The following is a 25899-nucleotide window of genomic DNA, read 5'->3' on the forward strand; positions in this document are numbered from 1 at the left end:
ATGCGAGCCATCGCCGTCAGCGCGCTGCGGGCCGACCCGGTGCTGGTCGAGCTGCCCAAGCCGGAGCCCCGGCCCGGCGAGGTCCGGGTGCGGATCGAATACGCCTCGCTCAACCCGCTGGACTGGCAGGTCGCGGACGGCTCCGCCGGTGAACTCGCCCCGGCGCCCCGGGCCTTCCCGTTCGTCGTCGGCGTCGACTACGCGGGCCGCGTCGACATGATCGGCGGCGGCGACAACCGCTTCCGGGTGGGCGACCCGGTCTTCGGGCGGGCGGCCGTGGCGGAGGCGTGCGGCTCGTACGGCGAGTACGCGTGCGTGGCGCAGGACTCCGCCATCGCCCTCGTCCCGCCCGGCCTCGACGCCCGGAACGCCGCCGCGCTCCCGTCCGCCGGGATGGCCGCCGCCCAGATCCTGGAGGCGGTCGCGCTGCGCGGCCACGAGACCCTGCTGGTCGTCGGGGCGGCGGGCGGCGTCGGCTGCTGTCTGACCCAGCTCGCCCGGGCGCGGGACGTCCGGGTCATCGCTGCCGTGCGCGGTGACGAGCGGTCCCGGATGGGCTCGTTGGGCGCCGCCGCCTCGGTCGACCTGACGGCAGGCCCGTCCGCCGACGCGCTGCGGAGGGTCTGCCCGGACGGCATCGACGCGCTGGCCGACCTGGCGTCGGCGGCCCCGCCCGCGTTCGCGACGCACGCGGCGGCGGTCCGGCCGGGCGGCATCGCGCTCTCCACCCGGGGCGCCGCCGCCGGGGCCCGGCTCCCCGAGGCCGTCAGGGGCGTCGACTTCCGCCTCGACCCGAGCCCGGTCCTGCTCGGCGTACTGGCGGCGGGCGCGGCGGACGGCATCCTGCGCGTGCCCGTCGACGCCGAACTGCCGTTGGAGGACGCGCCGCAGGCCCTGTCCCGCAACCGGGCGGGCGGGGCGCGCGGCAAGACGGTGATCGCGGTGCACGCGCCTGGACGTCGCTGAGGCGGGGGCTCCCGCGCTACTCCGTCGGGCCGGGGCCCATTCCGCGCAGGCGGTCCATTTCGCGGCGGTCCCGCTTCGTCGGTCTTCCCGCGCCCCGGTCGCGTACCGGGATCTCGATCGCGGCCTCGCGCGGCGGCGGGGGCGGGCTGTTGTCGATGAAGCACTCGGCGGCCACGGGCGGGCCCACCCGCTTCTTCACCAGCTTCGACACGACGACCACCCGGTCCCGGCCCGCGTGCCGGAGCCGCACCTCGTCCCCGACGCGCACCGGCTGCGCGGGCTTGGCTCGTTCGCCCGCGACCTTCACATGCCCCGCCCGGCAGGCGGCCGCGGCCTGCGCGCGGGTCTTCGTGAGCCGGACCGACCAGATCCAGACATCGACCCGGACGCTGCCCTCCGTCTGCGGACCCTCACCCGAAACCATGCGTCCGACTGTATGCGGTGGGCCGGGCCGGTACGTTCCCGCGTCAACTCGGCGCCTGTGCGGTGCAGGTGACATGGGGACACGGTGAACGCCCGTGCAGGGCCCCAGGACTCGGTCCGGGCTCGGTTCGCTCTCGGTTGTCCCACATGCGGGCCGTGCCGCCGAACGGCCTTATCCGGCCGCTAACCTTACGTATCCGCCCTGGCCAGGGATCAATTCCCGCAGTACGGACATTCATCGCAACCAACTCACGCGAAAGGCTCGCCCATGGGCATTCGGAGCTTGCTGCGCAAGGTGTTCGGCCGTGACCGCACGGGCCAGGACGACCCGACGACGGCCACGGTCCCGCCCCAGGGCGAGCACACGAGCACCCCGGACGCGGCCCCCGTCACGATCTCGGTGCCCGCCCCCGCATCGTCCGACGAGGACGAGGACGCCAAGGCATCGGACCTGGTGGCCGCAGCCTTCGACAACCCGCCCACCCCCACGGTCCCGCCCCAGGGCAAGGGCCCGGACACGGTGACGCCGGAGGCGCCCGAAGCCGAGGCACCGGTGGCGGCCGCCGAGCCGGAGGCCCCCGAGCCGGCCACGGAGACCGAGGCGCCCGAGCCCGTCGCCGAGCCGGAGCCGGTCGCGGAGACCGCCGCCCCCGTGGCGGAGCTGGAGGCACCGGAGGCCAAGGCCCCGAAGCCCGCCGCCAAGGCCATCGCGGAGCCCGAGCCCGTCGTGGCCTCGGAGACCCCCGAGCCCGAGCCGGTCATCGCGAGCGAGACCCCGCAGCCGGAGCCCGTGGCCGAGCCCGAGCCGGAGGCCGCAGCCGAACCGGCCCCCGAGCCGGAGGCCGCCGCCCCCGCGCCGATCGTCATCGACATGGACCCGGAGCCCGAGCCCGAGCCCGAGGCGGCCCCGGCGGCCCCGGTCGCCAGTGGCAAGGCCGCGCTCACGCTCGCCAAGGTCAAGGCGCGGGCGCCCGAGCTGGCGGGGGCGTACAAGGCCGCACAGGCCGGGCTGAAGGCGCACGGACTGACCGGGCTGCGCGCCACCGTCTACCTGGTCCTGGACCGCTCCGGCTCCATGCGCCCGTTCTACAAGGACGGCAGCGCCCAGCACCTGGGCGACCGCACGCTCGCGCTCGCCGCGCACCTGGACGAGAGCGCGACCGTGCAGGTCGTGTTCTTCTCGACCGACATCGACGGCACCGGCACGGTCGGACTGGACGGCCACGAGGGCCGGATCGACGCGCTCAACGCGGACCTCGGCCGGCTCGGCCGGACGAACTACCACCGCGCGGTCGAGGAGGTCGTCGCGCACTACGAGAAGTCCGGGGCGACCGGCCCCGCGCTGGTGGTCTTCCAGACGGACGGCCCCCCGGACGTCCGGCAGGCCGCCCGCCAGGCGCTCGACGCGGCGGCCCGGCTGCCGCTGTTCTTCCAGTTCGTCGCGTTCGGCGAGAAGGACGCCAAGGGCTTCGACTTCCTGCGGAAGCTGGACACCCCGAACACCGGCTTCTTCCACGCCGGCCCCGCCCCCCGCGAGGTCCCGGACACCACGTTCTACCGCGAGCTGCTGGCCGCGCTCCCCGCCTGGGTGGCCACGCGTTCCTGAGACGCCGGCAGGCGTACGGTCACGGCGAGCCCGCCCCCGGGGCCCGGCACCGCCGTGACCGTACCGCCATGGGCCAGCGCGATGGACCGCACGATCGACAGGCCGAGCCCCGAGCCCGGCCCCATCCGGTCCCTGCCCTCACCCCGCCGGAACGGCTCGAACAGCCCGGGGATGTCCGCCGCGTCCACCACCGGCCCGGCGTTGCGGACCTCCAGCAGGACCCCGCCGCCGGCCGGCACCACCGACACGTCGACGCCGCCGCCGGGCACGTTGTACGTCACCGCGTTGGCCAGCAGATTCGCCACCAGCTGGGCCAGCAGCTGCCGGTTCCCACGCACCGGGCAGGGCCGGGTGTCGAGCCGGACGCCCGGATGCCGGGCCGCCTCCTCGGCCACCACCCGGGCCAGGTCCACCGGTTCCCGCTCGCTCTTGTCGAGCCCCCGCTCGCTGCGGGCCAGAACGAGCAGCCCGTCGATGAGCCGTTCGCTGCGCCGGTTGCTGTCCAGGAGCGTCTGCCGGGTCCGGACCAGATCCTCCGGCGTCGGATCGTCCAGACCGACCTGGATCGCCGCGCGCTGGGTGGCCAGCGGGGTGCGCAGCTCGTGCGAGGCGTTGGCGATGAACCGCCGCTGGCCGTCGAAGGCCCGCTCCAGCCGGGCCAGCAGCGCGTCGAGCGTGTCGCCCAGCTCCTTCAGCTCGTCGTCCGGCCCGCTGGAGGCGATCCGCTCGTGGAGCGTGTGCGCGGAGAGCTTGCGCGCCTTGGCGGTCATCGCGTGGACGGGCCGCAGCACCCGGCCCGCCGTCCACCAGCCGACGCCCACCGCGCAGGCCGTCATCACCAGCAGCGCGGCGGCGGACCAGATGAGCAGCTGATGGCCGGCCGCGTCGCTGACATGGTTGGTGAGGTCGTAGACCGTCGGCGGGCCGAGCCGGCGGCGGCTGATCAGCGGACCGTTGACCGCGTAGCCGGGCTGGACCACGACGGCGGTGTCCGCGATGGCACGCGCCTGCGAGTCCGTACCGGCGCGGGAGGCCAGGTTGACCGTGGCCAGCAGGGCGGTGCCGAGGACCAGGAAGACCCCGCCGTAGACGAGGGCGATGCGGGTCCTGATCGTGGAGTGCGGCAGCCGGGCGAGTCCCTTCACAGCGCGTACCCCACGCCCTGGACGGTACGGATCACGGCCGGTTCACCGAGCTTGCTCCGCAGCTTGCTCATGCAGACCCGGACGGCACCGGTGAAGGGGTCGGCGTTGGCGTCCCAGGCCCGTTCGAGCAGCTCCTCCGCGCTGACCGTCCCGCCGTCCGCCTCAAGGAGCAGCTGGAGCACGGTGAACTCCTTCGGGGACAGGTCCAGATCCCGCCCGTCCCGGGTCGCCGACCGCCGTACGGTGTCGAGCCGGATGCCGTACCGCTCCAGCTGCGGCGGTACGGGCCGGGCGCTGCGCCGCCGCAGGGCGCGTACGCGCGAGACCAGTTCAGGGAACTCGAAAGGCTTGCCGAGATAGTCATCGGCGCCCAGGTCGAGCCCGGCGACCCGGTCCTCCATCGACCCGGCGGCCGTCAGCATCAGAATTCTGGTGCGGGAGCCGGAGGCGACGAGCCCGCGCGCCACGTCGTCGCCGTGCACCCGGGGCAGATCGCGGTCCAGGACGACCACGTCGTAGTCGTGCAGCCCCAGGTACGCCTGGGCGGCATCACCGCTGTACACCGTGTCGACGGCGAAGCCCGCCCGCCGCAGCCCGGTGGCGACCAGCTCCGCGAGGATTTCCTCGTCCTCGGCGACCAGTACCCGCATCGTGATGTCCCTCGCCTCGTGCATGCGTGTCCACTCCCTCCCAGGATGCGTCCTTCATACGGGAAGCGAGGTTTCGCAAAGCTCTCCGGCCGGACGGGTCAGCGGCCCAGCGACTCCGCGTCCCCCATCACGATGACCGGCTTCATGGCCGGGTCGAGGGCGCCCAGGAGCGTCTTCATCCGGTCCTCGGTGACCGATACACAGCCCTGGGTCGGCCCTCCGTGGTCCACGTGCACCCAGATCCCGCCGCCGCGCGCCTCGCCGAGCGGGCGGGTGTGGTCGAGCGGGGAGGTGCCGGGGAGGCGGTTGTAGTCGATGGCGACGACATAGTCGAAGGAGCCCTCCAGCGGCTCCCCGTGGAACCCCTCGCCCGCCACGGCGAAGTCCGGGCTCAGGTCGTACGGGAGCGCCGTGTCCGGGGGCGCGAGCCGGCCGCCCGCCGCGGTCAGCGTGAAGACGCCGACGGGTGAGCGCAGATCGCCCTCCCAGTGCTCGCCGGTCCAGCCGTTGAGGGCATTGTGGGCGGGCCAGGGGCCCAGCGTGGCCCGCCAGCCCGGCCCGGCGGGCCCGTCCCGGGTGTAGAGGACGGCGGTCGACCGGTTGGAGTCCACCGAGTCCCCGGTCACCACGAACGCCTGCCGGGCCGTGGCCGGGACCGCCGCCCGGGTCCTCGGCCCGAGGCCGGGCAGCTCTGCGGGCTGCGGCGAGGCGGCCGGCGCCGGCGGCAGGGACGGCCACCCTCGCGGCGTCCCGGCCGCCGCCCCGGGCGGCCCCGGTACGCCCGTGATCCGCGCCTCCTCCGTGGCGGCCCCGCTCATCCCCGTACCGGCGAAGCCACCCGCCCCGCAGCCGGTCAGCAGCACGAGGAGGGCCAGGGAGCAGACGACGTGCGGCAGGCGCAGGGGTGCGCGCGAAGGGGGCACGGGCACGGAGGCGCTCCTCAGCAGTGGATGCGCCGGTGTCGGCCCAGCCAGTCATTGCCGCCCGCGTCACCGGCCAATCCGGGCCGGGGCCCATCCGGCCGTAACCGTTCAGGTGATTCATGTGCCTATTCGGAACCGCTCGCGGCCCGTCACGCGAACAGCCCCCGGCCAGTGGCGGCCGGGGGCTGTTTCACGTGAAACAGGCTGAACGGGCTGAGCGGGCGGAACAGGCGGAAACTTACTTCTGCGCGTCCTTCGCCGGCCCGGCCGGCTTGCGGAGCTGGATGTTGAGCTCGCGGAGGCGGGTCTCCTCCAGGACGGTGGGCGCGCCCATCATCAGGTCCTGGGCGTTGCCGTTCAGCGGGAAGGCGATCGTCTCGCGGATGTTCGGCTCGTCGGCGAGCAGCATCACGATGCGGTCGACGCCCGGGGCGATGCCGCCGTGCGGCGGAGCGCCGAGGCGGAACGCCTTGAGCATGCCCGCGAACTCGCGCTCCACGGTGTCGCGGTCGTAGCCGGCGATCTCGAACGCCTTGATCATCAGCTCGGGCTCGTGGTTCCGGATGGCGCCGGAGGACAGCTCGATGCCGTTGCAGACGATGTCGTACTGCCAGGCGAGGATGTCCAGCGGGTCCTTCTCCTCCAGGTCCTTCAGGCCGCCCTGGGGCATCGAGAAGGGATTGTGCGAGAAGTCGATCCGGCCGGTCTCCTCGTCCTTCTCGTACATCGGGAAGTCGACGACCCAGCAGAACCGGAAGACGCCCTCCTCGAAGTGGCCGGCCCGCTTGGCTGCCTCGACGCGGACGGCGGACATGATCTTGGAGACCTCTTCGAACTCGCCCGCGCCGAAGAAGACGGCGTGACCCGGGACGAGCGAGAGCCGCTCGGTGAGCGTCTTGACGTCGCTCTCGGTGAGGAACTTGGCGATCGGGCCGGCCAGCGTGCCGTCCTCGCCGACGCGGACCCAGGCGAGGCCCTTGGCGCCGTGCTCCACGGCGTACTCGCCGAGGCCGTCGAAGAACTTACGGGACTGGCCCGCCGTGTCCGGCACCGGAAGGGCGCGGACGTGCTTGCCGGCGAACGCCTTGAACTCCGAGTCCGCGAAGACGTCGGAGATGTCGACCAGCTCCAGCTTGGCGCGCAGGTCCGGCTTGTCGTTGCCGTACTTCAGCATCGACTCGCGGAACGGGATGCGCGGGAACGGCGAGGTGACGTGGCGGCCGTTGCCGAACTCCTCGAAGAGCTCGGTCATCAGCTTCTCGATCGGCTGGAAGACGTCCTCCTGCTCCACGAAGGACATCTCGACGTCGAGCTGGTAGAACTCGCCGGGCGAGCGGTCGGCGCGGGCGTCCTCGTCGCGGAAGCAGGGCGCGATCTGGAAGTAGCGGTCGAAGCCCGAGATCATCAGCAGCTGCTTGAACTGCTGCGGGGCCTGCGGCAGCGCGTAGAACTTGCCGGGGTTCAGCCGGGACGGAACGACGAAGTCACGGGCGCCCTCGGGGGAGGTCGCGGTGAGGATCGGCGTCGCCATCTCGTTGAAGCCGAGGGCGACCATCTTGGAGCGGATCGCGGCGATCACTGCGGAACGCAGCATGATGTTGCGGTGCATGCGCTCGCGGCGCAGGTCCAGGAAGCGGTACTCCAGGCGCCGCTCCTCGTTCACGCCGTCCTCGGCGTTGATGGTGAAGGGCAGCGGGCCGGCCTCGCCCAGCACCTCGACCTCGGAGACCTCGATCTCGATCTCGCCGGTCGGCAGGTCCGGGTTGACGTTGTCGGCGCCGCGCGCGGAGACCTTGCCGTCGATCCGGACGACGGTCTCCTTGGTGAGCTTCGCCAGGGCCTCGTTGCCCGGGGTGCCGGGGCGGGCGACGAGCTGCACGAGACCGTAGTGGTCGCGCAGATCGATGAAGAGGATGCCGCCCAGGTCTCGGCGATTGTGCAGCCAGCCGCTCAGCCGGACGTCGGTGCCGACGTCAGAGGCGCGGAGCTCGCCGCAGGTGTGGGACCTGTACCGATGCATCGTCGTTCATCCAGTCTTCGCGGTTGGGGGAAATTCAGCCCTCCCAGGCTACCGCCCGCGACCGGAGCGTTTCATTGTCATTGTCCGCACCGGGATCGTCCGTGGACCCGCGCCCGTGACCTCGCCGCGCATGCCGGTTTAAAGTGGGGCAATGCGCACCGAGGACGTGCTGGCCGCGACCGCGACCGGGCTGTGGCGCTGGGACAACGGAGCCGGGACGGTCACGCTCGACGCGGAGGCCGCCCGTCTCCTTGAGCTGCCCGCCGAGCCCGGCGTCTTCCGCGAATCGGAGGTCCGCTCCCGCTTCCACCCCGTCGACTGGAACGAGATCTCCGGGGTAATCGGTCTCGCCGTGGCCGAGGGCACCCTGGCCGAGGCCCGGCTGCGCATCGTGGACGGCGGCGGCCGGGTCCTGCGTACCGTGCGCAGCCGCTCCAAGCCGGTCCCGGCCGGGGAGTGCGGCCAGGACTATGTGCTCGTCGGCACGCTCCAGGAGGTCGCCGAGCCCCCGCCGGGCACCGTCGGGACGCACACCGCGATCACCGGCGACTGGCGGCGCTCCCGCGAGGCGTTCCTGCTGGACGCGGGGCGGGCCCTGGCGGAGGCCGGGTCCACCACGGAGGTGCTGCGGGTCGCCTACTCGCTCTCCATGCCCGGGTTCTCACCGGACGGCCTGGCGGTCTTCGGCGTCGAGGGCGAGCGGCTGACGGTCGTCGGGCAGCACGGGCACTCCCTCAGCGACGAGGGACCCTTCACCGACCTGCCGCTGGACACGGACTACCCGGCCACCGAGGTCGTGCGGACGGGCCGGGCGATCTATCTGCCGACGCCGGAGGACTACCGGGCCCGCTACCCCGCCGCCTGGCCGATGGCCCGCCGGTTCGGGCGCCGCTCCTGGGCCTTTCTGCCGCTCATCGTGTCCGGGCGCACGATAGGGACCTGGATGGCCGGATTCCGGCACCCGGTGGCCTTCTCGCCGGACGAGCGGTCGGTGCTGACGACCGTGGCCCGGATGCTCGCCCAGGCGCTGGACCGGGCGGGCGCCGCCGACACCGAGCGGGAGCTGTCGCTGGGCCTCCAGCGCACGATGATGCCCTCGCTCGGCCCGGACATCCCGGGGATGACCGTGGCGGCGCGCTATGTGCCGACCGGCGGCGGTCTCCAGGTCGGCGGCGACTGGTACGACCTGATCCCGCTGCCCAGCGGCCGCATCGCCCTCGTGATCGGCGACGTCCAGGGCCATGACGTGCGGGCGGCGGGCCTGATGGGCCAGCTCCGGATCGCGCTGCGCGCGTACGCCTCCGAGGGGCACCGCCCCGACGCGGTGCTGGCGCGCGCCTCGCGCTTCCTCTCCGGCCTCACCGACCCCGGCGAGGACGACGACTCCACGGCCGTGCGCTTCGCGACCTGCCTGTACGCGGAGGCCGACCCGGAGACCGGTGTGCTGGACATCGCCCGGGCCGGCCACCCGGACCCGGTGGTGATGACCGCCGACGGCACCGCCGTCATCCGGCAGACCGAGGGCGGGCTGCCGCTGGGCGTCGAGGCGGACGCGGACTATCCGACGACCCGGGTCGTGCTGGAGGCCGGGGAGACGATCATGCTCTGCACGGACGGGCTGATCGAGACGGGCGGCCACGACCTGGCCACCGGCTGGGTCCGGCTCCGACCGATCCTGGAGCGGCACACCGGCGACCTGGAGAAGCTGGCGGACGCGCTGGTGCAGGCGGTGCACGGGCCGGGCTCGCACTACACGACCGGGACGCTCTCGGACCGGCGCGAGGACGACGTCGCGGTGCTGCTGCTGCGGCGCGAGGGCTCCGTCACGTCCCCACCCGCGCCCCGGCGGACCGCGCTGTCCATCGCCCAGGCCGAGCCGGAGCGGATCTCGACGGCCCGGCAGCTGCTGCGGGAGCTGCTGCACGACTGGGCGGACGCCGACCAGGTCGACGCGGCGGTGCTGCTGCTCTCCGAGGTCGCCACGAACGTGCTGGTGCACACGGACGGGGACGCGCTGATGGTCGCCCAGGCGACCGGGACGCCCGGCGAACGGTGTCTGCGCGTCGACGTGTCCGACGGCAGCGACGAGCTGCCGCACAAGCGGCGGCCCGGCGAGATGGCGTCCAGCGGCCGGGGCCTGGTGCTGATGGAGATGCTCGCGCACAAGTGGGGGGTCGATCCGCGTGGTGCGGGCAAGTCGATCTGGTTCGAGCTGAACGAGGCCGAGCACCCGGAACCGGCCTTCCCGGACCTGGACCTGGACTAGTCAGCCGTCCGGCGCGATCCGCCCGCCCCTGCGGAGTTCGCCGATGATGCCGAAGGCCGCCGCGCAGAGCGGGACCGCGAGGAGCATCCCGAGGATGCCCGCGACGCTCGCGCCCGCCGTCAGGGCGATGAGGATCATCGCGGGGTGCATCTGGACCGTACGGCTCTGGATCATCGGCTGAAGGATGTGGCCCTCCAGCACCTGGACGGCGAGGACCACCCCGAGCGCCCAGAGCGCGATCGCGAACCCCCGGTCCGCGAGGGCCACCAGCACGGCCACGGCCCCGGAGATGAACGCCCCGAGATACGGGATGTAGGCGCCGACCAGCACCAGCGCGCCGAGCCCCACCGCGCCCGGCACCCGCAGGATCAGCAGCCCGACCGTGATGCAGACGGCGTCGATCAGGGCGATGAGCGTCGTCCCGCGCATGAAGCCCTGAACGGCCTCGAAGGCCCGCCGGCCCATCGCCTCGACCATGTCGCCGGTACCGCGCGGGGCGAGGGAGTGGGCAAGGCCCACGGCCCGGTCCGCGTCGCGCAGGAAGAAGAAGGTCAGCAGCAGGGCCAGGGCAGCGGTCGCGATGAGCGAGCCGACGACGCTGAGCCCGGTGAGGAGTCCGCCCGCGGCGGTCGCGCCGAACTTCTCGACCAGCTTGCGGCCGCTGGCCTCCAGGTCGTTCACATCGATGTCGTCCGCGACCTGGAAGTGGTCGACCACCCACTGCCCGGCGTCCTTCAGCGACTGCACGATCTGGTCGCCGGTCTCGACCAGCGCGGCGACGACGATGTAGCCGGCGCCGCCGACCACGGCGATCAGCACCGCGCAGGTGACCGCGGCGGCCAGCGAGCGGTTCACCCCGTGGGTGGTCATCCGGCGGTGGACCGGGCCGAGCAGCGCCGTACCGAGCAGGGCGAGCAGCACGGGCGTGACGGCGGTCTTGAAGACGACGCACAGCCAGACGGCGACGGCGGCGACACCGGTGACCAGCAGGACGACACCGCACCAGGCGGCGGTCCGCCGGGCGCCCTCGGGCAGGAGTGGCTTCGGGGTCTGCACCCTGCCAGCCGATCACGGCCCGGCGGCGGTGTCCCGCCCGCGCCGCCGTACGAGTGACGGAGCGTCACACACGGGCGGCGCGGACGGGAGCGCGGGTCACATGCCGTGGACGGCGGGCACGGTGCCGAGGCGGCCGGCCTGGAAGTCCTCGAAAGCCTGCTTCAGTTCGGCCTGGCTGTTCATCACGAACGGCCCGTAGTGCGCCATCGGCTCGCGGATCGGGCGGCCGCCGAGCAGGACGACCTCCAGGTCCGGGGTGTGCCCGTCCTGCTTCTCGTCCGCGCGCACGGTCAGCGAGGAACCGGCGCCGAACACGGCGGTCTGGCCCAGGTGGACCGGGCGGCGCTCCGCACCGGCGGTGCCGCGCCCGGCGAGCACGTACGCCAGGCCGTTGAAGTCCTCGCGCCAGGGCAGCGTCACCTCGGCGCCGGGGCGCACGGTGGCGTGAATCATCGTGATCGGGGTGTGCGTGATGCCGGGGCCCTCGTGGCCGCCCAGCTCACCGGCGATCACCCGGAGCAGCGCGCCGCCGTCCGGGGACGCGAGCAGCTGGACCTGGCCGCCGCGGATGTCCTGGTAGCGCGGGGCCATCATCTTGTCGGCCTTCGGCAGGTTCACCCAGAGCTGGAGGCCGTGGAAGAGGCCGCCGGTCATGACCAGGGACTCCGGCGGCGCCTCGATGTGGAGGAGCCCGGACCCGGCGGTCATCCACTGGGTGTCGCCGTTGCCGATGGTGCCGCCGCCGCCGTTGGAGTCCTGGTGGATGAAGCTGCCGTCGATCAGATAGGTCACGGTCTCGAAGCCGCGGTGCGGGTGCCAGGGGGTGCCCTTCGGCTCGCCCGCCGCGTACTCCACCTCACCCATCTGGTCCATCATGATGAACGGGTCGAGGTACTTGTAGTTGATCCCCGCGAAGGCGCGGCGGACCGGGAAGCCCTCACCCTCGAAGCCGCTCGGCGCCGTGGTCACGGCGAGCACGGGACGGGCCGCGGCGTCGCCGGAAGCGGCCACCTTGGGCAGGGTCAGCGGATTCTCGACGGTCACTGCGGGCATGGGAGCCACCTCCGGGGGACGGTACTGCCACCAATTTAGTTGAATAGTGAACATCCTGCAAGGTGCCCCGCATTCCCGCGCACCCCCGGACCGCCGGAAGGGGCCCGTACCGAGAGCGGTACGGGCCCCTTCCGGAAGCCTCGGGCGGCGGGCCGGCCGCCTGCGCGGCCATGGCGCCTAGCCGTACATGCGGCGCATCGCGAAGTCGACCATCTGTTCGACGGCCTTGGCGTCGAAGACCATCCGGTGCTCGCCCTCCATGTCCAGGACGAAGCCGTAGCCGGTGGGCAGCAGGTCGATCACCTCGGCGCCGGTGATCACGAAGTACTTGGAGTCCTTGCCCGCGTACCGCCGCAGCTCCTTGAGCGTGGTGAACATCGGGATCACCGGCTGCTGGGTGTTGTGCAGCGCGAGGAAGCCCGGGTTGTCACCGCGCGGGCAGTAGACCTTCGAGGTCGCGAAGACCTGCTGGAAGTCCTCGGCGGCCAGCGAGCCGGTCGTGAAGGCCCGTACCGCGTCGCCCAGTGACGGCGGCGAGGGTTCGGGGTACAGCGGCTGCTCGCCGTAGCCGCCCCCCATCGGCTGCTGCGCGCCCTGGTTCTGGTCGTAGCCGTACATGGAACAAAGAGTAATCGGCCACATCCGGGGCTCGGGGGGTTGCGCCTTATTACTGACGGGTAGCATCATCGTAGAGGTCACCTGATATGTCCGGGCCACCCCTCCACGGGGCGCTGCGCGCCACTGCTATTGATTACGGAGCCTTCCCATGGGGCACTACAAGTCGAATCTCCGCGACATCGAGTTCAACCTCTTCGAGGTCCTCGGGCGCGACAAGCTGTACGGCACCGGACCGTTCACGGAGATGGACGTCGACACGGCGAAGAGCATCCTCGAAGAGATCGCCCGTCTCGCCGAGAACGAGCTCGCCGACTCCTACGCGGACGCCGACCGCAACCCGCCGGTCTTCGACCCGGAGACCAACACGGCACCGGTCCCCGACACGTTCAAGAAGTCGTACCAGGCGTTCATGGACTCCGAGTACTGGCGCCTGGGCCTGCCGGAGGAGATCGGCGGCACCACCTCGCCCCGCTCCCTGATCTGGGGTTACGCGGAGCTGCTGCTCGGCGCGAACCCGGCCGTCTGGATGTACTCCTCGGGCCCGGCGTTCGCCGGCATCCTCTTCGAGGAGGGCAACGAGGCGCAGAAGAAGGCCGCCGAGATCGCCGTAGAGAAGCAGTGGGGCTCGACGATGGTGCTGACCGAGCCGGACGCCGGCTCCGACGTCGGCGCGGGCCGCACGAAGGCCGTCGAGCAGGAGGACGGCTCCTGGCACATCGAGGGCGTGAAGCGCTTCATCACCTCGGGCGAGCACGACATGTCGGAGAACATCCTCCACTACGTGCTGGCGCGCCCCGAGGGCGCGGGCCCGGGCACCAAGGGCCTCTCCCTCTTCCTGGTCCCGAAGTACCACTTCGACTGGACCACCGGCGAGCTGGGCGAGCGCAACGGCGTGTACGCGACGAACGTCGAGCACAAGATGGGCCTCAAGGCGTCCAACACCTGCGAGATGACGTTCGGCGACCGCCACCCCGCCAAGGGCTGGCTCATCGGCGACAAGCACGACGGCATCCGCCAGATGTTCCGCATCATCGAGTTCGCCCGCATGATGGTCGGCACGAAGGCCATCGCCACGCTCTCCACGGGCTACCTGAACGCGCTGGAGTACGCCAAGGAGCGCGTCCAGGGCACCGACCTCTCGCAGTTCATGGACAAGGCCGCGCCGAAGGTCACCATCACGCACCACCCCGACGTGCGCCGCTCGCTGATGACGCAGAAGGCGTACGCGGAGGGCATGCGCGCCCTCGTCCTCTACACCGCCTCCGTCCAGGACGCGATCCAGGAGAAGGAGGCCGCGGGCGAGGACGCCAAGGCGCTGCACGGCCTCAACGACCTGCTGCTCCCGATCGTCAAGGGCTACGGCTCCGAGAAGTCGTACGAGCAGCTGGCGCAGTCGCTCCAGACGTTCGGCGGCTCCGGGTACCTCCAGGAGTACCCGGTCGAGCAGTACATCCGCGACGCCAAGATCGACACCCTGTACGAGGGCACCACGGCGATCCAGGGTCAGGACTTCTTCTTCCGGAAGATCGTCCGCGACCAGGGCGCCTCGCTCAACGCGCTCTCCGAGGAGATCAAGAAGTTCCTCGCGGGCGCCCAGGACCACGAGGAGCTGTCCGGTGCGCTGGACGGCCTCGCGAAGGCCGCGGTGGACCTGGAGGCGATCGTCGGCACGATGATCACCGACCTCACCGCGACCGGCGAGGACGTGAAGAACATCTACAAGGTGGGCCTCAACACCACCCGCCTGCTGCTGGCCTCCGGCGATGTCGTCGTCGGCTACCTGCTGCTCAAGGGCGCGGCCGTGGCCGCCGAGAAGCTGCCGACGGCCTCCGCGAAGGACGTCCCCTTCTACCAGGGCAAGATCGCCGCCGCGAAGTTCTTCGCCGCGAACGTCCTCCCGGGCGTCGGCGCCGAGCGCGCGCTCGCCGAGGCCGTCGACAACTCCCTGATGGAGCTGGACGAGGCCGCCTTCTAGGAGCCTCCCCGCACCGCTGCCCGCCCGCCGCCCCCGGATTCGTCTCCGGGGGCGGCGGCCGCATGATGGGCGCGGAGGGCGAAGGGCGACAGGGAATCCTTTCGGCCACGTCTGGCTACAGTGAAGAACATGAGTTCCTCCCTCCGCTTCGACCGCGGGCACACCGACGATCTGATGGCCTTCCTGATGGCCTCACCCTCCCCGTACCACGCCGTGGCCGCCGCTGCCGCCCGGCTGGAGAAGGCCGGATTCCGGCAGGTGGAGGAGACCGCGGAGTGGGACGGAACCACCGGCGGCAAGTACGTTCTGCGCGGTGGCGCGATCGTCGCCTGGTACGTGCCGGAGGGCGCCGGGGCGCACACCCCGTTCCGGATCGCCGGTGCGCACACCGACTCGCCGAACCTGCGGGTCAAGCCGCTTCCGGACACCGGCGCGTACGGCTGGCGCCAGATCGCCGTGGAGGTCTACGGGGGCACCCTGCTCAACACCTGGCTGGACCGCGACCTCGGTCTCGCCGGCCGGATCTCGCTGCGAGGGGGTACCTCCCAGGCCGCAGGGCCTGGGGGAGGGACGGACCGGCTGGTTTCCATCGACCGCCCGCTGCTGCGCGTACCGCAGCTCGCCGTGCATCTGGACCGGTCGGCCAACACCGACGGGCTCAAGCTGGACCGGCAGAAGCACATGCAGCCGATCTGGGGGCTCGGGGAGGTCGAGGAGGGCGACCTCATCCGGTTCGTCGCCGAGGAGGCGGGGGTCGACGCCGAGGACATCACCGGCTGGGACCTGATGCCGCACCCCGTCGAGCCGCCCGCCTATCTGGGCCGCGACCGCGAGCTGCTGGCCGGGCCGCGCATGGACAACCTGCTCTCGGTGCACGCGGCGACCGCCGCGCTGGCCGCCGTCGCCGGGCAGCCCGACGCCGAGCTGCCGTACATCCCGGTGCTGGCCGCCTTCGACCACGAGGAGAACGGCTCCCAGTCGGACACCGGCGCGGACGGGCCGCTGCTCGGCACGGTCCTGGAACGGTCGGTCTTCGCCCGGGGCGGCGGTTACGAGGACCGCGCCCGCGCCTTCGCCGGCACGGTCTGCCTCTCCTCGGACACCGGCCACGCCATCCACCCGAACTACGCGGAGCGGCACGACCCCACGCACCACCCGGTCGTCAACGGCGGACCGATCCTCAAGGTCAACGTCAACATGCGGTACGCCACCGACGGCGGCGGCCGTGCCGTGTTCGCCGCGGCCTGCGAGAAGGCCGGCGTGCCGTGGCAGACGTTCGTCTCCAACAACGCGATGCCCTGCGGCACGACGATCGGCCCGATCACCGCGGCCCGGCACGGCATCAAGACCGTCGACATCGGCGTCGCCATCCTGTCCATGCACAGCGCCCGCGAGCTGTGCGGCGCGGACGACCCGTACCTCCTCGCGAACGCGCTGGCGGCCTTCCTGACCGGCTGACGCCCGGGCTCCCGTACGCGGGCGGGGGCGATCCGGCCACGCCCCCGGAACGCCACGGCGGAATCCCCGATATTCTGGGCACTTGTCCGTGACCCGGAACCGGGTGCGTCAGACCCCGAAGGGGAGCCGTTCGTGGAGTTCCGGCTGCTCGGCACCGTCTGCGTCGACACGCTGACCGGGCCGCTGCCCCTCGGCCCCGCCAAGCGCCGCAGCCTGCTCGCGGCCCTGCTGCTGCACGCCAACACCCCGGTGTCCATGGCGCGGCTGACGGACTGCCTCTGGGACGACGAACCACCGCTCCACGCCCGTACGGTGATTCAGGGCCATGTCTCCCGGCTGCGCGCCCTGCTGGTCGGCGCGGACGCGCAGGCGTACGGGGTCGAGCTGGCGACGCTCGGCGACGCGTATGTCCTCCGGGCGCCCGAAACCCTGCTGGACTCCCAGCGGTTCGAGGAACTGCTGATGCTCGCCCGCGAGCAGCGGGGCCCCGCCGACACGGTGCTGATGCTGAAGGAGGCCCTGTCCCTCTGGCAGGGCCCCGCCCTCACCGGCACCTTCGCGAGCGCCCCGCTCCAGGCGGCCGCCCACGCCCTGGAGGAGTCCCGCCTCTCGACGGTCGAGCAGCTGGCCCGCGCGTACGGGGAACTGGGCGAACACCACCGCGCTGCGGCGGCCCTGCGCGCGGAGTCCGTCGCCCACCCCATGCGCGAATCCCTCGCCGCCGCCCTCATGACCGCCCTCTCCCACTCGGGCCGCCAGTCCGAAGCCCTGGACTGCTTCCACCGCACCCGCCGCCTGCTCGCGGACGAACTCGGCATCGACCCGGGCCGCGAACTGGCGGACGCGTATGCGCGCATTCTGCGAGGGGAGGAGGGCGGTGCGCCCGTTGCTCCCGGGCACACCGCGGAGACGGCGGATCCGGCCGGCCCCGCCGCATCGCACGCGTCCGGCGGGACGCGGGTCATCGCGCCCCGGACGCCCGTCGCGCCGGTGCACGCCGCACCCTCCCCGTACACCGCCGGGGGCGCACCCGCGCCCGTCGCCGATCTGCTGCCGCGGGCGCCGCGCGGGTTTCACGGGCGGGGGGCCGAGCTGACCGCGTTGTCGCGGGCGGCGGCGGGGGAGGCACCGGTGTGTCTGGTGACCGGTCCTGCCGGGGTCGGGAAGACGGCGCTGGCGCTGCACTGGGCGCGGCGGACGCCCGCCGCCTTCCCGGACGGGCGGCTGTTCGCGGATCTGCGGGGCTTCGGGGACACCGGCGAGCCGACCCCGCTCGAAGTGCTGCGGGAATTCCTGCTCGCGCTCGGCGTCGCGCCCCGCCGGGTGCCGGAGTCCGTGGCCGGCGCGGCGGCGCTGTTCCGTTCGCTCACCGACCGGCTCAGCCTGCTCGTCGTGCTGGACAACGCCCGGGACTCCGCGCAGGTCAGGCCGCTGCTGCCGGGCGGCGCGGACTGCGTCACGCTGGTCACCAGCCGGCACCGGCTCGACGGTCTCATCGCCTCGGACGCGGCCGTCCCGGTCCCGGTGGACATACTCGAACCGACGGACGGCACCGCGCTGCTGGCCGGGGTGCTCGGTGAGGAACGGGTCCTCGCGGAACCGGTGGCGGCCCGGCGGCTCGCCGAACTCTGCGGCGGACTGCCCCTCGCGCTGCGGGTGACGGCGGCCCGGCTGGCGGGCCGCCCGCAGTGGACGCTGGCCGCCATGGCCGGTGAACTCGCGGACGAGCGCAGCCGGCTGTCCTATCTGGACGTGGAGGACACCGGCGTCTCCGCCGCCCTGCGGCTCACCGTGCAGCAGCTGCCGCCGGACGCCGTCCACCACCTCGGCCGGCTCGGCCACCATCCGGGCGGGCACTTCGACCCGTACACCGCGGCCGCGCTCGCCGGCAGCGACCCGGTCACCGCCGGGGCCGCGCTGGAACGGCTGGCCGCCGCCCACCTGGTCACCGAGGCGGGGCCCGGCCGCTGGATACTGCACGACCTGGTGCGGCTGTACGCGCGAGGGCTCGACCCGGCGGCCGCGCCGGACGCGCTCATCGGCGTGCTGGACCACTACATCGCGACCGCGCTCGCCGCCGCCGACACGGCGGAACCGGGCGGCGAGCCGTGCTTTGTGCTGCCCGACGACTTCCACCCGCCCACCGCGACCCGGGACTTCACGGACCGGGCGGAGGCGATGGGCTGGCTGGCCGCCGAACGCGAGGACCTGACCCTGGCGGCCGCCGCGGCCCGGGCCGCCGGGCTCGACGACCGGGCCTGGCGGATCATCCTGCTCCAGTGGCCGCACGTGGTGTGGCGGGTCCGGGACGGCTGGGCCCCGATGCTGGAACTCGCCCTGGCGGCGGCCGTCGCCCGCCAGGACCCGTACGCCGAGTCCCGGGTCCGCAATCTGCTCGGCTGGGTGCTGACGGAGGAGGGCAGGACCGGCGATGCGGTCGCCACGCTGGAGCCCTCACCCGGGCTCGCCCGGCAGGCCGGGGACCGGCTCGGTGAGGCGACGGCGCTGATCAACCTGGCCATCGTGCAGGCTGAGCAGGGCGGCCTGGACGTGGCGATGGAGGGCTGCGAGCGGGCCCTCGAACTGGCCCGGAAGGAGCCCGACGCGCACACCGAGATGCTCGCGCTCCAGCACCTGGCCCGGATGCAGCTCACGGCGGGCCGCCCGCAGGACGCCCTGGACTCCGCCCGGACCGCCTTCGACCTGGGCCCCGAGCACGAGGAGGCGGCCCGCCGGGTGCTGCTGCTGTCCGTCAGCGGCGAGGCCCGTCTCGTCCTCGGCGCGGAGCAGGAGGGCATCCGTCTCCTGGACGAGGCCGCCACCGAGGCGGAGCGCGCCGGCTACGACGAGGGCGCGGTCCGGGCCCTGGAGGCGCTGCTCCGGGTGACGGCGAGCCCGGACTACGTACGCCGCCACACCGAAGCGACCCGCCGCCTGACGGCGGACGGCTGAAACGCTCCTACGCGTCCATCCCCGCGAGGACCAGCGGCAGCCGGGCCGCGCCGCCCTCCGTGACGCGGACGGGGACGCCCCAGTCCTGCTGGTGGACGTGGCAGGCCGGGTACTCGTTGGCGGGGTCGTCGTCGCAGGAGGCGGCCATCGCGGAGACGTGCAGGACGCCCTCGGTGACGCCGTCCGCGAGGACGAGGTCCCGGAAGAGGTCGGTGCCCGCGCCCTCGCCCTCGGCCAGCAGCCCGGGCGGGGTCGAGGAGACCAGCAGGCGGGTCGAAGGCCCGTACCGGGTGTCCAGCTTCTGCCCGGCCGGCGCCTGGAAGACGACGTCGAGCCGGAGCGCGCCGGGGGCGACCTCGGTGGCGGCCCGCTGCGTGCGGTGCGCCTGTTCGGCGACGCGTACCGCCTCCTCGGGCAGCCGCAGCCGGGTCAGCCGGTGCCGGGCGGACTCCACGACGACGAGGTCGCCGTCGACCAGCACGGCGTCGCTGGGCTCCCGCAGGTCCGTGGCCAGGGTGGTGACCTCATCGCTCGCCGGGTCGTAGCGGCGCAGGGCGTGGTTGTACGTGTCGCAGACGGCGACGGACCCGTCGGGCAGAGCGGTGACGCCCAGGGGGTGCTGGAGCAACGCCTGCCCGGCGGCGCCGTCCCGGTGGCCGAAGTCGAAGAGGCCGGTGCCGACGGCGGTGTGCACGGCGCCCTCGCGGTCGACCCAGCGCAGCGCGGACGTCTCCGAGTCGGCGATCCACAGCCGCTCCCCGGTCGCCGCGAGCCCGGACGGCTGGGCGAACCACGCCTCCGCGCCGGGCCCGTCGACCAGGCCCTCGTTGGTGGTCCCGGCGGCGACCCGTACGGTGCCGGCCTCGGGGTCGTACGTCCACAGCTGGTGCACCCCGGCCATGGCGATCCAGAGCCGGCCGTCGAACCAGGCGACGTCCCACGGCGAGGAGAGGTCCACCTCGCGGGCCGGGCCGCTGGTGGGCGCCCCCTGCCACCACTGGCGGCCGGTGCCGGCGAGGGTGGTCGTCCCGCCGGTCGTGAGGTCGAGGGCGCGGACGGCGTGGTTGACGGTGTCGGCGACCGCGATCCGCCCGTCGGGCAGCAGGGCGAGCCCCTGCGGCTCGCTGAAGCGGACCTGGCCGGGCCCGCCGTCCGCGAACCCGCGCTCGCCCGTTCCGAAGTGCCGGCGCACGGTCTCACCGTCCGGGTCCAGCTCGACCAGCCGGTGCCGGGTGGTGTCGGAGACCAGGAAGCCGCCGTCCGCGAGCAGCAGCGCCTTGCCGGGGAACCGCAGATGCGTGGCGACCGGCTCCGGCGCCACATACGGCCCGTCCCCGCGCCGCAGGGTGCCCTTCGCCGCGTGCTCCGTCTCCAGCTCCTCGACCAGCTTCTCGATGGCGTGGGCGTGGCCCTCACCGGCGTGCTGGGCGACGACATAGCCCTCGGGGTCGATGACGACGAGCGTGGGCCAGGCGCGTACGGCGTACTGCTTCCAGGTGGCCAGCTCGGGGTCGTCCAGGACCGGGTGGTGCACCCCGTACCGCTCGACCGCGTCCACGACGGCCCGGTGCTCCGCCTCGTGCACGAACTTCGGCGAGTGCACGCCGATGATCACGACGGTGTCGCGGTGCTTCTCCTCCAGCTCGCGCAGCTCATCGAGAACATGCAGGCAGTTCACACAGCAGAAGGTCCAGAAGTCGAGGATGACAATGCGCCCTCGCAGGTCAGCAAGGGTGTACTGCCGGTCGCCTGTATTGAGCCAGCCGCCCTTGCCGATGAGTTCGGGGGCACGGACACGGGGACGGCGGGGCGCGGGGGTGGGCGCCGAGGCTGCATCGTTCATCCTTCAAGCTTGCCATTGGCCCATGAACAGCGGATCACGACCGTACGACGCGGTTGCCCTGCGCAGCTACGGGATCCCGCTCCATCACGGACCGGCCTCCTTGGACGCCCCGGACGAACAGGGTTCCTGTGCGCCGGCTCCCGGCGGGTGGGGCAAGCACGGACACCGACACGTCCACGAAGCCGTGTTCCTTGAGAAGCAGCGCCCACACATCGGGTTCGTAGTCCCACCGCTTGACGATAGCGGGGTCTTCTTCGGGCCCGCGCGGGATGTATGACGCCTGGCAGCCGTAGCACCCTTCGACCGGGGGACGCTGGGAGAAGGCGAAGACGCCACCTGGCTTGAGGTTCGCGTGAACGGTCGGCAGCAGCAGTCCGGGGTCGGTGAACCAGGCAGCGCCGAACACGCTGTAGACCGCGTCGAAGATCGTGAACGTATCTCCGAGATAGGTGAGCGCGTCGGCCTGGTGGAGTTCCATCCCGGCCACGCCCGGCCATCGCTCGTGCGCCTTGTCGAGCTGCTTGGCGGAGAGGTCGATCCCGACGGACTTCATGCCGAGCGTTGCGAGGTGAGCGGGGTTCCCTCCAGACCCGCACCCTAGATCGAGCACGCGGTCTCCCGGGTTGAGGTTGAGCACGTCGGCCCTGGGGCCGTGGTCCGGGTACTGGGTCCAGTTGAACCATGTGGTCTCGCCCTTGGCGTTGGTCTTCCGCCGCTGGGGCTTGCTCTGCGAGTAGGTGTCCCATGCGGTGCTGCGAGCGTCAGTCACTACCTGTCCGTTCTCGTTCACGGCGACAGCCGCCCGGCACGATACCGGGCGGCTGAAGCTCTCGTGGGCCAGTCGCTCCGCTTGAGTCGGAGCTACTTGGCAACGGGGCTGTCGGAGCAGCCCGCGTAGCTCTGGGTGCAGTCGGCCGCGCCGTTGATCGGCCAGAAATCCGGGTCCACGTCGAAGCCGGCCGATCGGATCACCTCGGCCGTCCGACGCATCGCGGCCCGACCCTCGGCGGGGTCGTGGCCGTTGTTGCGGTCGGGGACGTGGTGGATGAATCCGCCGCCGAGCGCGTCGCAGACCCTGGCGTAGTCCTTGGTGTGGAGCACGAGTGCGTGCCAGAAGAGGTCCACGCGAAGGCTGGGTGTGGCCCTCTCCGTGGTGTTCGCGGCGACGGCGAGGAAGGCCGCCACCTGGTTGACACCGCGCCGGCCCTGGTCGTCGGTCATCTCCGGCCAGGAGTCCTCGCGGACCATGGTGATGAGGCCGGCTCTCAGCTCCGGGGTGATGAGGTCGTACACGGTCTTCGTCGTGTCGGTGATCGTCACGTCTGTGCCTTCCTGGTCTGTGAGGAACATCGGGGGCACTTGCAGGGGCCAGGCGGCGGAGGCCATGGGAGTCAACGGCTTCTCGGCTCTACTGCTGGGGCAGATCACCTCAGAGCCGAACGTCTGGCCTGAGTCGCGGGACCCGCACGATCATGGTTTGCCTTCCGCTGCCCGGTCCGGTTGGTGAAGCGATATTCCCGCCGCCGGCCGGTCGGAACGACGACGCTTCGGGTGTCGCCCGGGCGTCACTCGGTGGGGTGTCGGTGACGCCTTCCAGGGCGTCAAACCGGTGTCATTACAGGACTGTTCGGTCTAGCTTTGACGTCATGACGACGACCGCAGTGGTGCCGAATGATGTGCTGCGGGCCGTGCGTGTCGGCCTGCGCTTAAGCCAAGACGACTTCGCCAAGGCGCTCCGCCGGGCGGGTGGGGAACTCGGGGAGCCGAACGAGGCGTCCAAGCGACTGGTGCAGCGCTGGGAGTCCGGAACGAGCAAGACACCTCGGGGCGTGTACGCCAGAGCTTTGGAGCGGGTCACCGGCCGTCCGGTCGAGGCGCTGGGGTTCGCCCTGCCTGTTCCGATGGCACGAGCCCAAGCAGACGGGAAGGGAGGGCATGACATGGAGACCGGCACAACCGGTGTCGCGTCTGCCTCTGTAGGCGCGCAGCCCACCGCGCAGACGGGTGAGGAGACGTTTTCGGGGGTGTGGCTCAGCCGCTACGAGTTCTTCTCCTCGGGCCGGGGCGACTCGTACGAGGGCAAGCACTACGTAGTGATCGTCCAGCACGGGAACCGTCTGACCGTTCAAAGTCTGCCGGGGGCGAGCAGCAACCCGGACAGCCCGCTCACACTGGACCTGACCGTTGATCGCAACGTGGTCACGGGTACGTGGGTCGAGCAGACTGCCGCAGACGGCTACTACAACGGGGCCCGCTATCACGGGGCTGTCCAACTCCTGGTCGAGCCGACCGGGCGGCGCATGGCCGGGAAGTGGGTCGGCTTCGGCAAGGACTTCGATGTGAACACCGGTCCTTGGGAACTGCGGCTGGTGGACCGCTCCACGAGCAAGGCGACGCTGGAGAGGCACAGCCGACCGCCGGAGTGACATCCGACGGGGCGCCTGACGGGACGAAGACCCCACGGGGTGGGGCCTTCTCCCATGAGAACAGTCAACATCACCGTGGCATCCCCGCATTCCACAGGGACCTCGGGGAACCTGTGAGCCATGAGACTTCTCGTGCACGAGCGCATTTTCGGCATCGGTGACGACTACTGGATCGAGGACGCGGACGGCCGCAAGGTCTTCCTGGTCGACGGCAAGGCCATGCGGGTGCGGGACACCTTCGAGCTGAAGGACGCGCAGGGCCGGATTCTCGTGGAGATCCGTCAGAAGCTGCTGAGCCTGCGCGACACGATGCTGATCGAGCGGGACGGCGAGCAGCTCGCCAAGATCAAGAAGAAGCGTCTGTCGCTGCTCCGCAACCACTACCGCGTGACCCTCGCGGACGGCACCGAGCTGGACGTCAGCGGCAAGATCCTGGACCGCGAGTTCGCCGTGGACTACGACGGCGAACTTCTGGCCCAGATCTCCCGGCGCTGGCTGTCCATCCGGGACACGTACGGCATCGACATCGTGCGGGAGGACGCCGACGCGGCGCTGCTGATCGCGGTGGCGGTATGTGTGATCGTGCTCGCGGAGAAGGAGCACGACGACTGACCGAACGCACGCACGTGAAGGGCCCTGTTTCACGTGAAACCGTGAAACAGGGCCCTTCACGTGTCAGATCGTCGGCGAGGCCAGCCCGAGCCGCCGGTCCTTCAGCGCCGGGAACTGCTCCCGGGTCGCCGCGACCTTGGCCGTATCCAGCTCCACGGTCAGCACCTCCTCGTCCGCGCCCGCCTCCGCGAGCACCTCGCCCCAGGGGTCCACGACGAGGGAGTGCCCGGCCTGCGGGATGCCCGCGTGGGTGCCGGCGGAGCCGACGGCGAGGACGTACGACTGGTTCTCGACGGCGCGGGCCTGCGCGAGCAGGGTCCAGTGGGCGCGGCGGCGCTCCGGCCAGCCGGCCGCGACCACCAGGGTTTCGGCACCGGCGTCGACCAGGCCCCGGAAGAGCTCCGGGAAGCGGAGGTCGTAGCAGGTGGCGAGGCCGAGCGTGGTCTCCGGGAGGGCGACGGTGACCAGGTCCTCGCCGGCACCCATCATGACCGCCTCGCCCTGGTCGAAGCCGAAGCGGTGGATCTTGCGGTAGGCGGCGGCCCGCTCGCCCTCGGGGGAGAAGACGAGCGTGGTGTTGTAGAGGGTGCCGTCCCCGGCTCGTTCCACGAAGGAGCCGGCGTGCAGCCAGACCCCGGCCTCGGCGGCGGCCTTGGCCATCACCTGGTGCGTCGGGCCCGTCAGCGGCTCGGCCTCTTCCTCGAAGGCCGTATAGGCGAAGGCTCCGACCGGCCACAGTTCGGGCAGGACCACGAGATCCGCGCCCCGCTGCGACGCGACCAGCGAGGCGGCGCGTTCCCTGCGGGAATCGACGGGTTCGTCCGGGTCTACTGCGATCTGGATGAGGGAGGCGCGCACACTACCACCGTCCTGGCATTCGAGCCGTCAACACCGGCCTACGATCGTCACACGAAAGCACTGCCGGGGTGCCTGCTCGCAGCGTAACTTAGCCACCGAACCTCATTGCTGCCCGCAGCCCGCAGCCCGACCGTCCGCGCCCAGTTGCCCATGCACCGCAGAACCGCACGAGGGGTCCCGTGACCGTCCATCCCAGCCTCCAGACCTACGCCGACGCCTGGACCCACTCCATCGAGTCCATAGCCGAGCTGGTGAGCCCGCTCTCCGAGGGGGAGTGGAACGGCCGCACACCCTGCCCCAACTGGTCCGTGCGCGACATCGTGTCGCACATCATCGGCGTGGAGTGCGAACAGCTCGGCGACCCGCGCCCGATCCACACCCTGCCGCGCGACCTGTTCCACGTGCAGAGCGAGTTCGCCCGCTACATGGAGATGCAGGTCGACGTCAGGCGCCACCACACCGCGCCGGAGATGACCTCCGAGCTGGAGTACACGATCATCCGCCGCTCCCGCCAGCTGCGGAACGAGACGCGGGACCCGGAGACCATGGTACGGGCGCCGCTGGGCGCGGAGCAGACGCTGGAGACGGCGCTTCGGACGCGCGCGTTCGACGTCTGGGTGCATGAGCAGGACCTGCGGACGGCTCTCGGCAAGCCCGGCAATCTGGACTCCCCCGGCGCCCTGGTCGCCCGTAACCTCCTGCTGCTGGGGCTGCCGAAGGTGGTGGCCAAGAGCGCGGGCGCCCCGGCCGGCTCCGCAGTGGTGCTGGACGTCCACGGGCCGCTGGAATTCATGCGTACGGTACGGGTCGACGCCGAGGGGCGCGGTTCGCTGGACGTCGCCCCGTCGCTCGGGCCCGTCGCGACGCTGTCCATGGACTGGGAGACGTACGTACGGCTGGCCTGCGGCCGGGTGCGGCCGGCCGCCGTGGCGGACCGGGTCAAGACCGAGGGCGACCAGGCGCTGGCCGACGCGATCCTCCAGCACTTCGCCGTCACCCCGTAAACGCTCCCGGCACACAGCGGCGCCCGCCCCCACGAGGGGGACGGG

General features: G+C 72.1%; 21 protein-coding genes. 9 read left to right on the plus strand and 12 right to left on the minus strand.

Annotated features, from left to right (window positions below; all coding sequences use genetic code 11):
- Positions 1-966, plus strand: a complete 966-nt coding sequence (locus OG338_RS14015; RefSeq protein WP_405937657.1) for an NADP-dependent oxidoreductase — start codon at positions 1-3, stop codon at positions 964-966.
- Positions 967-982: 16 nt separating this feature from the next.
- Here OG338_RS14015 and OG338_RS14020 read toward each other — a convergent pair whose 3' ends face one another.
- Positions 983-1390 (minus strand): RNA-binding S4 domain-containing protein, encoded by a 408-nt coding sequence (locus tag OG338_RS14020; RefSeq protein ID WP_405937658.1) that lies wholly within the window; start codon positions 1388-1390, stop codon positions 983-985.
- Between the two features lie 267 nt (positions 1391-1657).
- Here OG338_RS14020 and OG338_RS14025 point away from each other — a divergent pair, with 267 nt between their 5' ends.
- Positions 1658-2995 (plus strand): VWA domain-containing protein, encoded by a 1338-nt coding sequence (locus OG338_RS14025; protein WP_405937659.1) that lies wholly within the window; start codon positions 1658-1660, stop codon positions 2993-2995.
- On the opposite strand, the gene OG338_RS14030 is transcribed toward OG338_RS14025, so the two are convergent.
- From OG338_RS14030 to aspS, 4 genes are all read right to left on the minus strand, one after another.
- Positions 2944-4140: a sensor histidine kinase gene (locus OG338_RS14030; RefSeq protein ID WP_405937660.1), complete on the minus strand. Its 1197-nt coding sequence runs from the start codon at positions 4138-4140 to the stop codon at positions 2944-2946. The two genes, OG338_RS14025 and OG338_RS14030, sit on opposite strands and share 52 nt — an antisense overlap.
- A complete protein-coding gene (locus tag OG338_RS14035; RefSeq protein WP_073966851.1) occupies positions 4137-4790 on the minus strand; it encodes a response regulator transcription factor in 654 nt (217 codons plus the stop codon). The genes OG338_RS14030 and OG338_RS14035 overlap by 4 nt, the downstream gene beginning before the upstream one ends.
- Positions 4791-4888: 98 nt before the next feature.
- Positions 4889-5719, minus strand: coding sequence for a L,D-transpeptidase family protein (locus OG338_RS14040; protein WP_405937661.1), 831 nt, complete (start codon positions 5717-5719; stop codon positions 4889-4891).
- Between the two features lie 232 nt (positions 5720-5951).
- Positions 5952-7733 (minus strand): aspartate--tRNA ligase, encoded by a 1782-nt coding sequence (gene aspS / locus OG338_RS14045; protein ID WP_405937662.1) that lies wholly within the window; start codon positions 7731-7733, stop codon positions 5952-5954.
- Between the two features lie 151 nt (positions 7734-7884).
- Here aspS and OG338_RS14050 point away from each other — a divergent pair, with 151 nt between their 5' ends.
- Entirely contained in the window at positions 7885-9999 is a 2115-nt protein-coding gene (locus OG338_RS14050) for a SpoIIE family protein phosphatase (protein WP_405937663.1), read from the plus strand.
- Here OG338_RS14050 and OG338_RS14055 read toward each other — a convergent pair whose 3' ends face one another.
- From OG338_RS14055 to OG338_RS14065, 3 genes are all read right to left on the minus strand, one after another.
- Entirely contained in the window at positions 10000-11055 is a 1056-nt protein-coding gene (locus tag OG338_RS14055) for an AI-2E family transporter (RefSeq protein WP_405937664.1), read from the minus strand.
- Between the two features lie 96 nt (positions 11056-11151).
- Positions 11152-12108 (minus strand): pirin family protein, encoded by a 957-nt coding sequence (locus tag OG338_RS14060; protein ID WP_405937665.1) that lies wholly within the window; start codon positions 12106-12108, stop codon positions 11152-11154.
- 177 nt (positions 12109-12285) lie between these two features.
- On the minus strand, positions 12286-12726 hold the full coding sequence (locus OG338_RS14065; RefSeq protein ID WP_018101996.1) for an SseB family protein: 441 nt from the start codon (positions 12724-12726) through the stop codon (positions 12286-12288).
- A 148-nt stretch (positions 12727-12874) separates the two neighbouring features.
- Between OG338_RS14065 and OG338_RS14070 the strand changes: the two genes are divergently transcribed.
- The 3 genes from OG338_RS14070 (at position 12875) to OG338_RS14080 (ending at position 19111) form a co-directional block, all read left to right on the plus strand.
- On the plus strand, positions 12875-14701 hold the full coding sequence (locus OG338_RS14070; RefSeq protein ID WP_405937666.1) for an acyl-CoA dehydrogenase: 1827 nt from the start codon (positions 12875-12877) through the stop codon (positions 14699-14701).
- 129 nt (positions 14702-14830) lie between these two features.
- The gene (locus OG338_RS14075) at positions 14831-16159 is read left to right on the plus strand and encodes a M18 family aminopeptidase (protein WP_405937667.1); all 1329 of its coding nucleotides are present in this window, start codon (positions 14831-14833) and stop codon (positions 16157-16159) included.
- A 132-nt stretch (positions 16160-16291) separates the two neighbouring features.
- The gene (locus OG338_RS14080; RefSeq protein WP_405937668.1) at positions 16292-19111 is read left to right on the plus strand and encodes a BTAD domain-containing putative transcriptional regulator; all 2820 of its coding nucleotides are present in this window, start codon (positions 16292-16294) and stop codon (positions 19109-19111) included.
- Between the two features lie 7 nt (positions 19112-19118).
- On the opposite strand, the gene OG338_RS14085 is transcribed toward OG338_RS14080, so the two are convergent.
- The 3 genes from OG338_RS14085 to OG338_RS14095 all read right to left on the minus strand — a co-directional run bounded on the left by OG338_RS14085 (position 19119) and on the right by OG338_RS14095 (position 22274).
- A complete protein-coding gene (locus tag OG338_RS14085; RefSeq protein ID WP_405937669.1) occupies positions 19119-20954 on the minus strand; it encodes an NHL domain-containing thioredoxin family protein in 1836 nt (611 codons plus the stop codon).
- Between the two features lie 34 nt (positions 20955-20988).
- Positions 20989-21723 carry a class I SAM-dependent methyltransferase gene (locus OG338_RS14090; protein WP_405937670.1) on the minus strand — a complete coding sequence of 245 codons (735 nt, stop codon included), beginning with the start codon at positions 21721-21723 and terminating at the stop codon, positions 20989-20991.
- A gap of 92 nt (positions 21724-21815) precedes the next feature.
- A complete protein-coding gene (locus OG338_RS14095) occupies positions 21816-22274 on the minus strand; it encodes a hypothetical protein (RefSeq protein ID WP_405937671.1) in 459 nt (152 codons plus the stop codon).
- Between the two features lie 326 nt (positions 22275-22600).
- Between OG338_RS14095 and OG338_RS14100 the strand changes: the two genes are divergently transcribed.
- On the plus strand, positions 22601-23380 hold the full coding sequence (locus OG338_RS14100) for a helix-turn-helix domain-containing protein (protein WP_405937672.1): 780 nt from the start codon (positions 22601-22603) through the stop codon (positions 23378-23380).
- Positions 23381-23500: 120 nt separating this feature from the next.
- Complete coding sequence (locus OG338_RS14105) at positions 23501-23992, plus strand: LURP-one-related/scramblase family protein (RefSeq protein ID WP_405937673.1); 492 nt, start codon at positions 23501-23503, stop codon at positions 23990-23992.
- A gap of 63 nt (positions 23993-24055) precedes the next feature.
- On the opposite strand, the gene OG338_RS14110 is transcribed toward OG338_RS14105, so the two are convergent.
- Complete coding sequence (locus OG338_RS14110; protein WP_405937674.1) at positions 24056-24850, minus strand: carbon-nitrogen family hydrolase; 795 nt, start codon at positions 24848-24850, stop codon at positions 24056-24058.
- Positions 24851-25029: 179 nt separating this feature from the next.
- Between OG338_RS14110 and OG338_RS14115 the strand changes: the two genes are divergently transcribed.
- Positions 25030-25854: a maleylpyruvate isomerase family mycothiol-dependent enzyme gene (locus OG338_RS14115; RefSeq protein WP_405937675.1), complete on the plus strand. Its 825-nt coding sequence runs from the start codon at positions 25030-25032 to the stop codon at positions 25852-25854.
- The last annotated feature ends 45 nt before the right edge of the window (positions 25855-25899 follow it).

It is taken from the genome of Streptomyces sp. NBC_00726, from assembly GCF_045161735.1.
Taxonomy (GTDB): Bacteria; Actinomycetota; Actinomycetes; order Streptomycetales; family Streptomycetaceae; genus Streptomyces.

What these genes read in the sequence shown, in the direction of transcription:
- OG338_RS14100 (WP_405937672.1), top strand. Translation starts at nt 22,601, where the DNA reads ATGACGACGACCGCAGTGGTGCCGAATGATGTGCTGCGGGCCGTGCGT.
- aspS (WP_405937662.1), bottom strand. Translation starts at nt 7,733, where the DNA reads ATGCATCGGTACAGGTCCCACACCTGCGGCGAGCTCCGCGCCTCTGAC.
- OG338_RS14060 (WP_405937665.1), bottom strand. Translation starts at nt 12,108, where the DNA reads ATGCCCGCAGTGACCGTCGAGAATCCGCTGACCCTGCCCAAGGTGGCC.
- OG338_RS14075 (WP_405937667.1), top strand. Translation starts at nt 14,831, where the DNA reads ATGAGTTCCTCCCTCCGCTTCGACCGCGGGCACACCGACGATCTGATG.
- OG338_RS14025 (WP_405937659.1), top strand. Translation starts at nt 1,658, where the DNA reads ATGGGCATTCGGAGCTTGCTGCGCAAGGTGTTCGGCCGTGACCGCACG.
- OG338_RS14105 (WP_405937673.1), top strand. Translation starts at nt 23,501, where the DNA reads ATGAGACTTCTCGTGCACGAGCGCATTTTCGGCATCGGTGACGACTAC.
- OG338_RS14050 (WP_405937663.1), top strand. Translation starts at nt 7,885, where the DNA reads ATGCGCACCGAGGACGTGCTGGCCGCGACCGCGACCGGGCTGTGGCGC.
- OG338_RS14070 (WP_405937666.1), top strand. Translation starts at nt 12,875, where the DNA reads ATGGGGCACTACAAGTCGAATCTCCGCGACATCGAGTTCAACCTCTTC.
- OG338_RS14020 (WP_405937658.1), bottom strand. Translation starts at nt 1,390, where the DNA reads ATGGTTTCGGGTGAGGGTCCGCAGACGGAGGGCAGCGTCCGGGTCGAT.
- OG338_RS14065 (WP_018101996.1), bottom strand. Translation starts at nt 12,726, where the DNA reads ATGTACGGCTACGACCAGAACCAGGGCGCGCAGCAGCCGATGGGGGGC.
- OG338_RS14015 (WP_405937657.1), top strand. Translation starts at nt 1, where the DNA reads ATGCGAGCCATCGCCGTCAGCGCGCTGCGGGCCGACCCGGTGCTGGTC.
- OG338_RS14035 (WP_073966851.1), bottom strand. Translation starts at nt 4,790, where the DNA reads ATGCGGGTACTGGTCGCCGAGGACGAGGAAATCCTCGCGGAGCTGGTC.
- OG338_RS14085 (WP_405937669.1), bottom strand. Translation starts at nt 20,954, where the DNA reads ATGAACGATGCAGCCTCGGCGCCCACCCCCGCGCCCCGCCGTCCCCGT.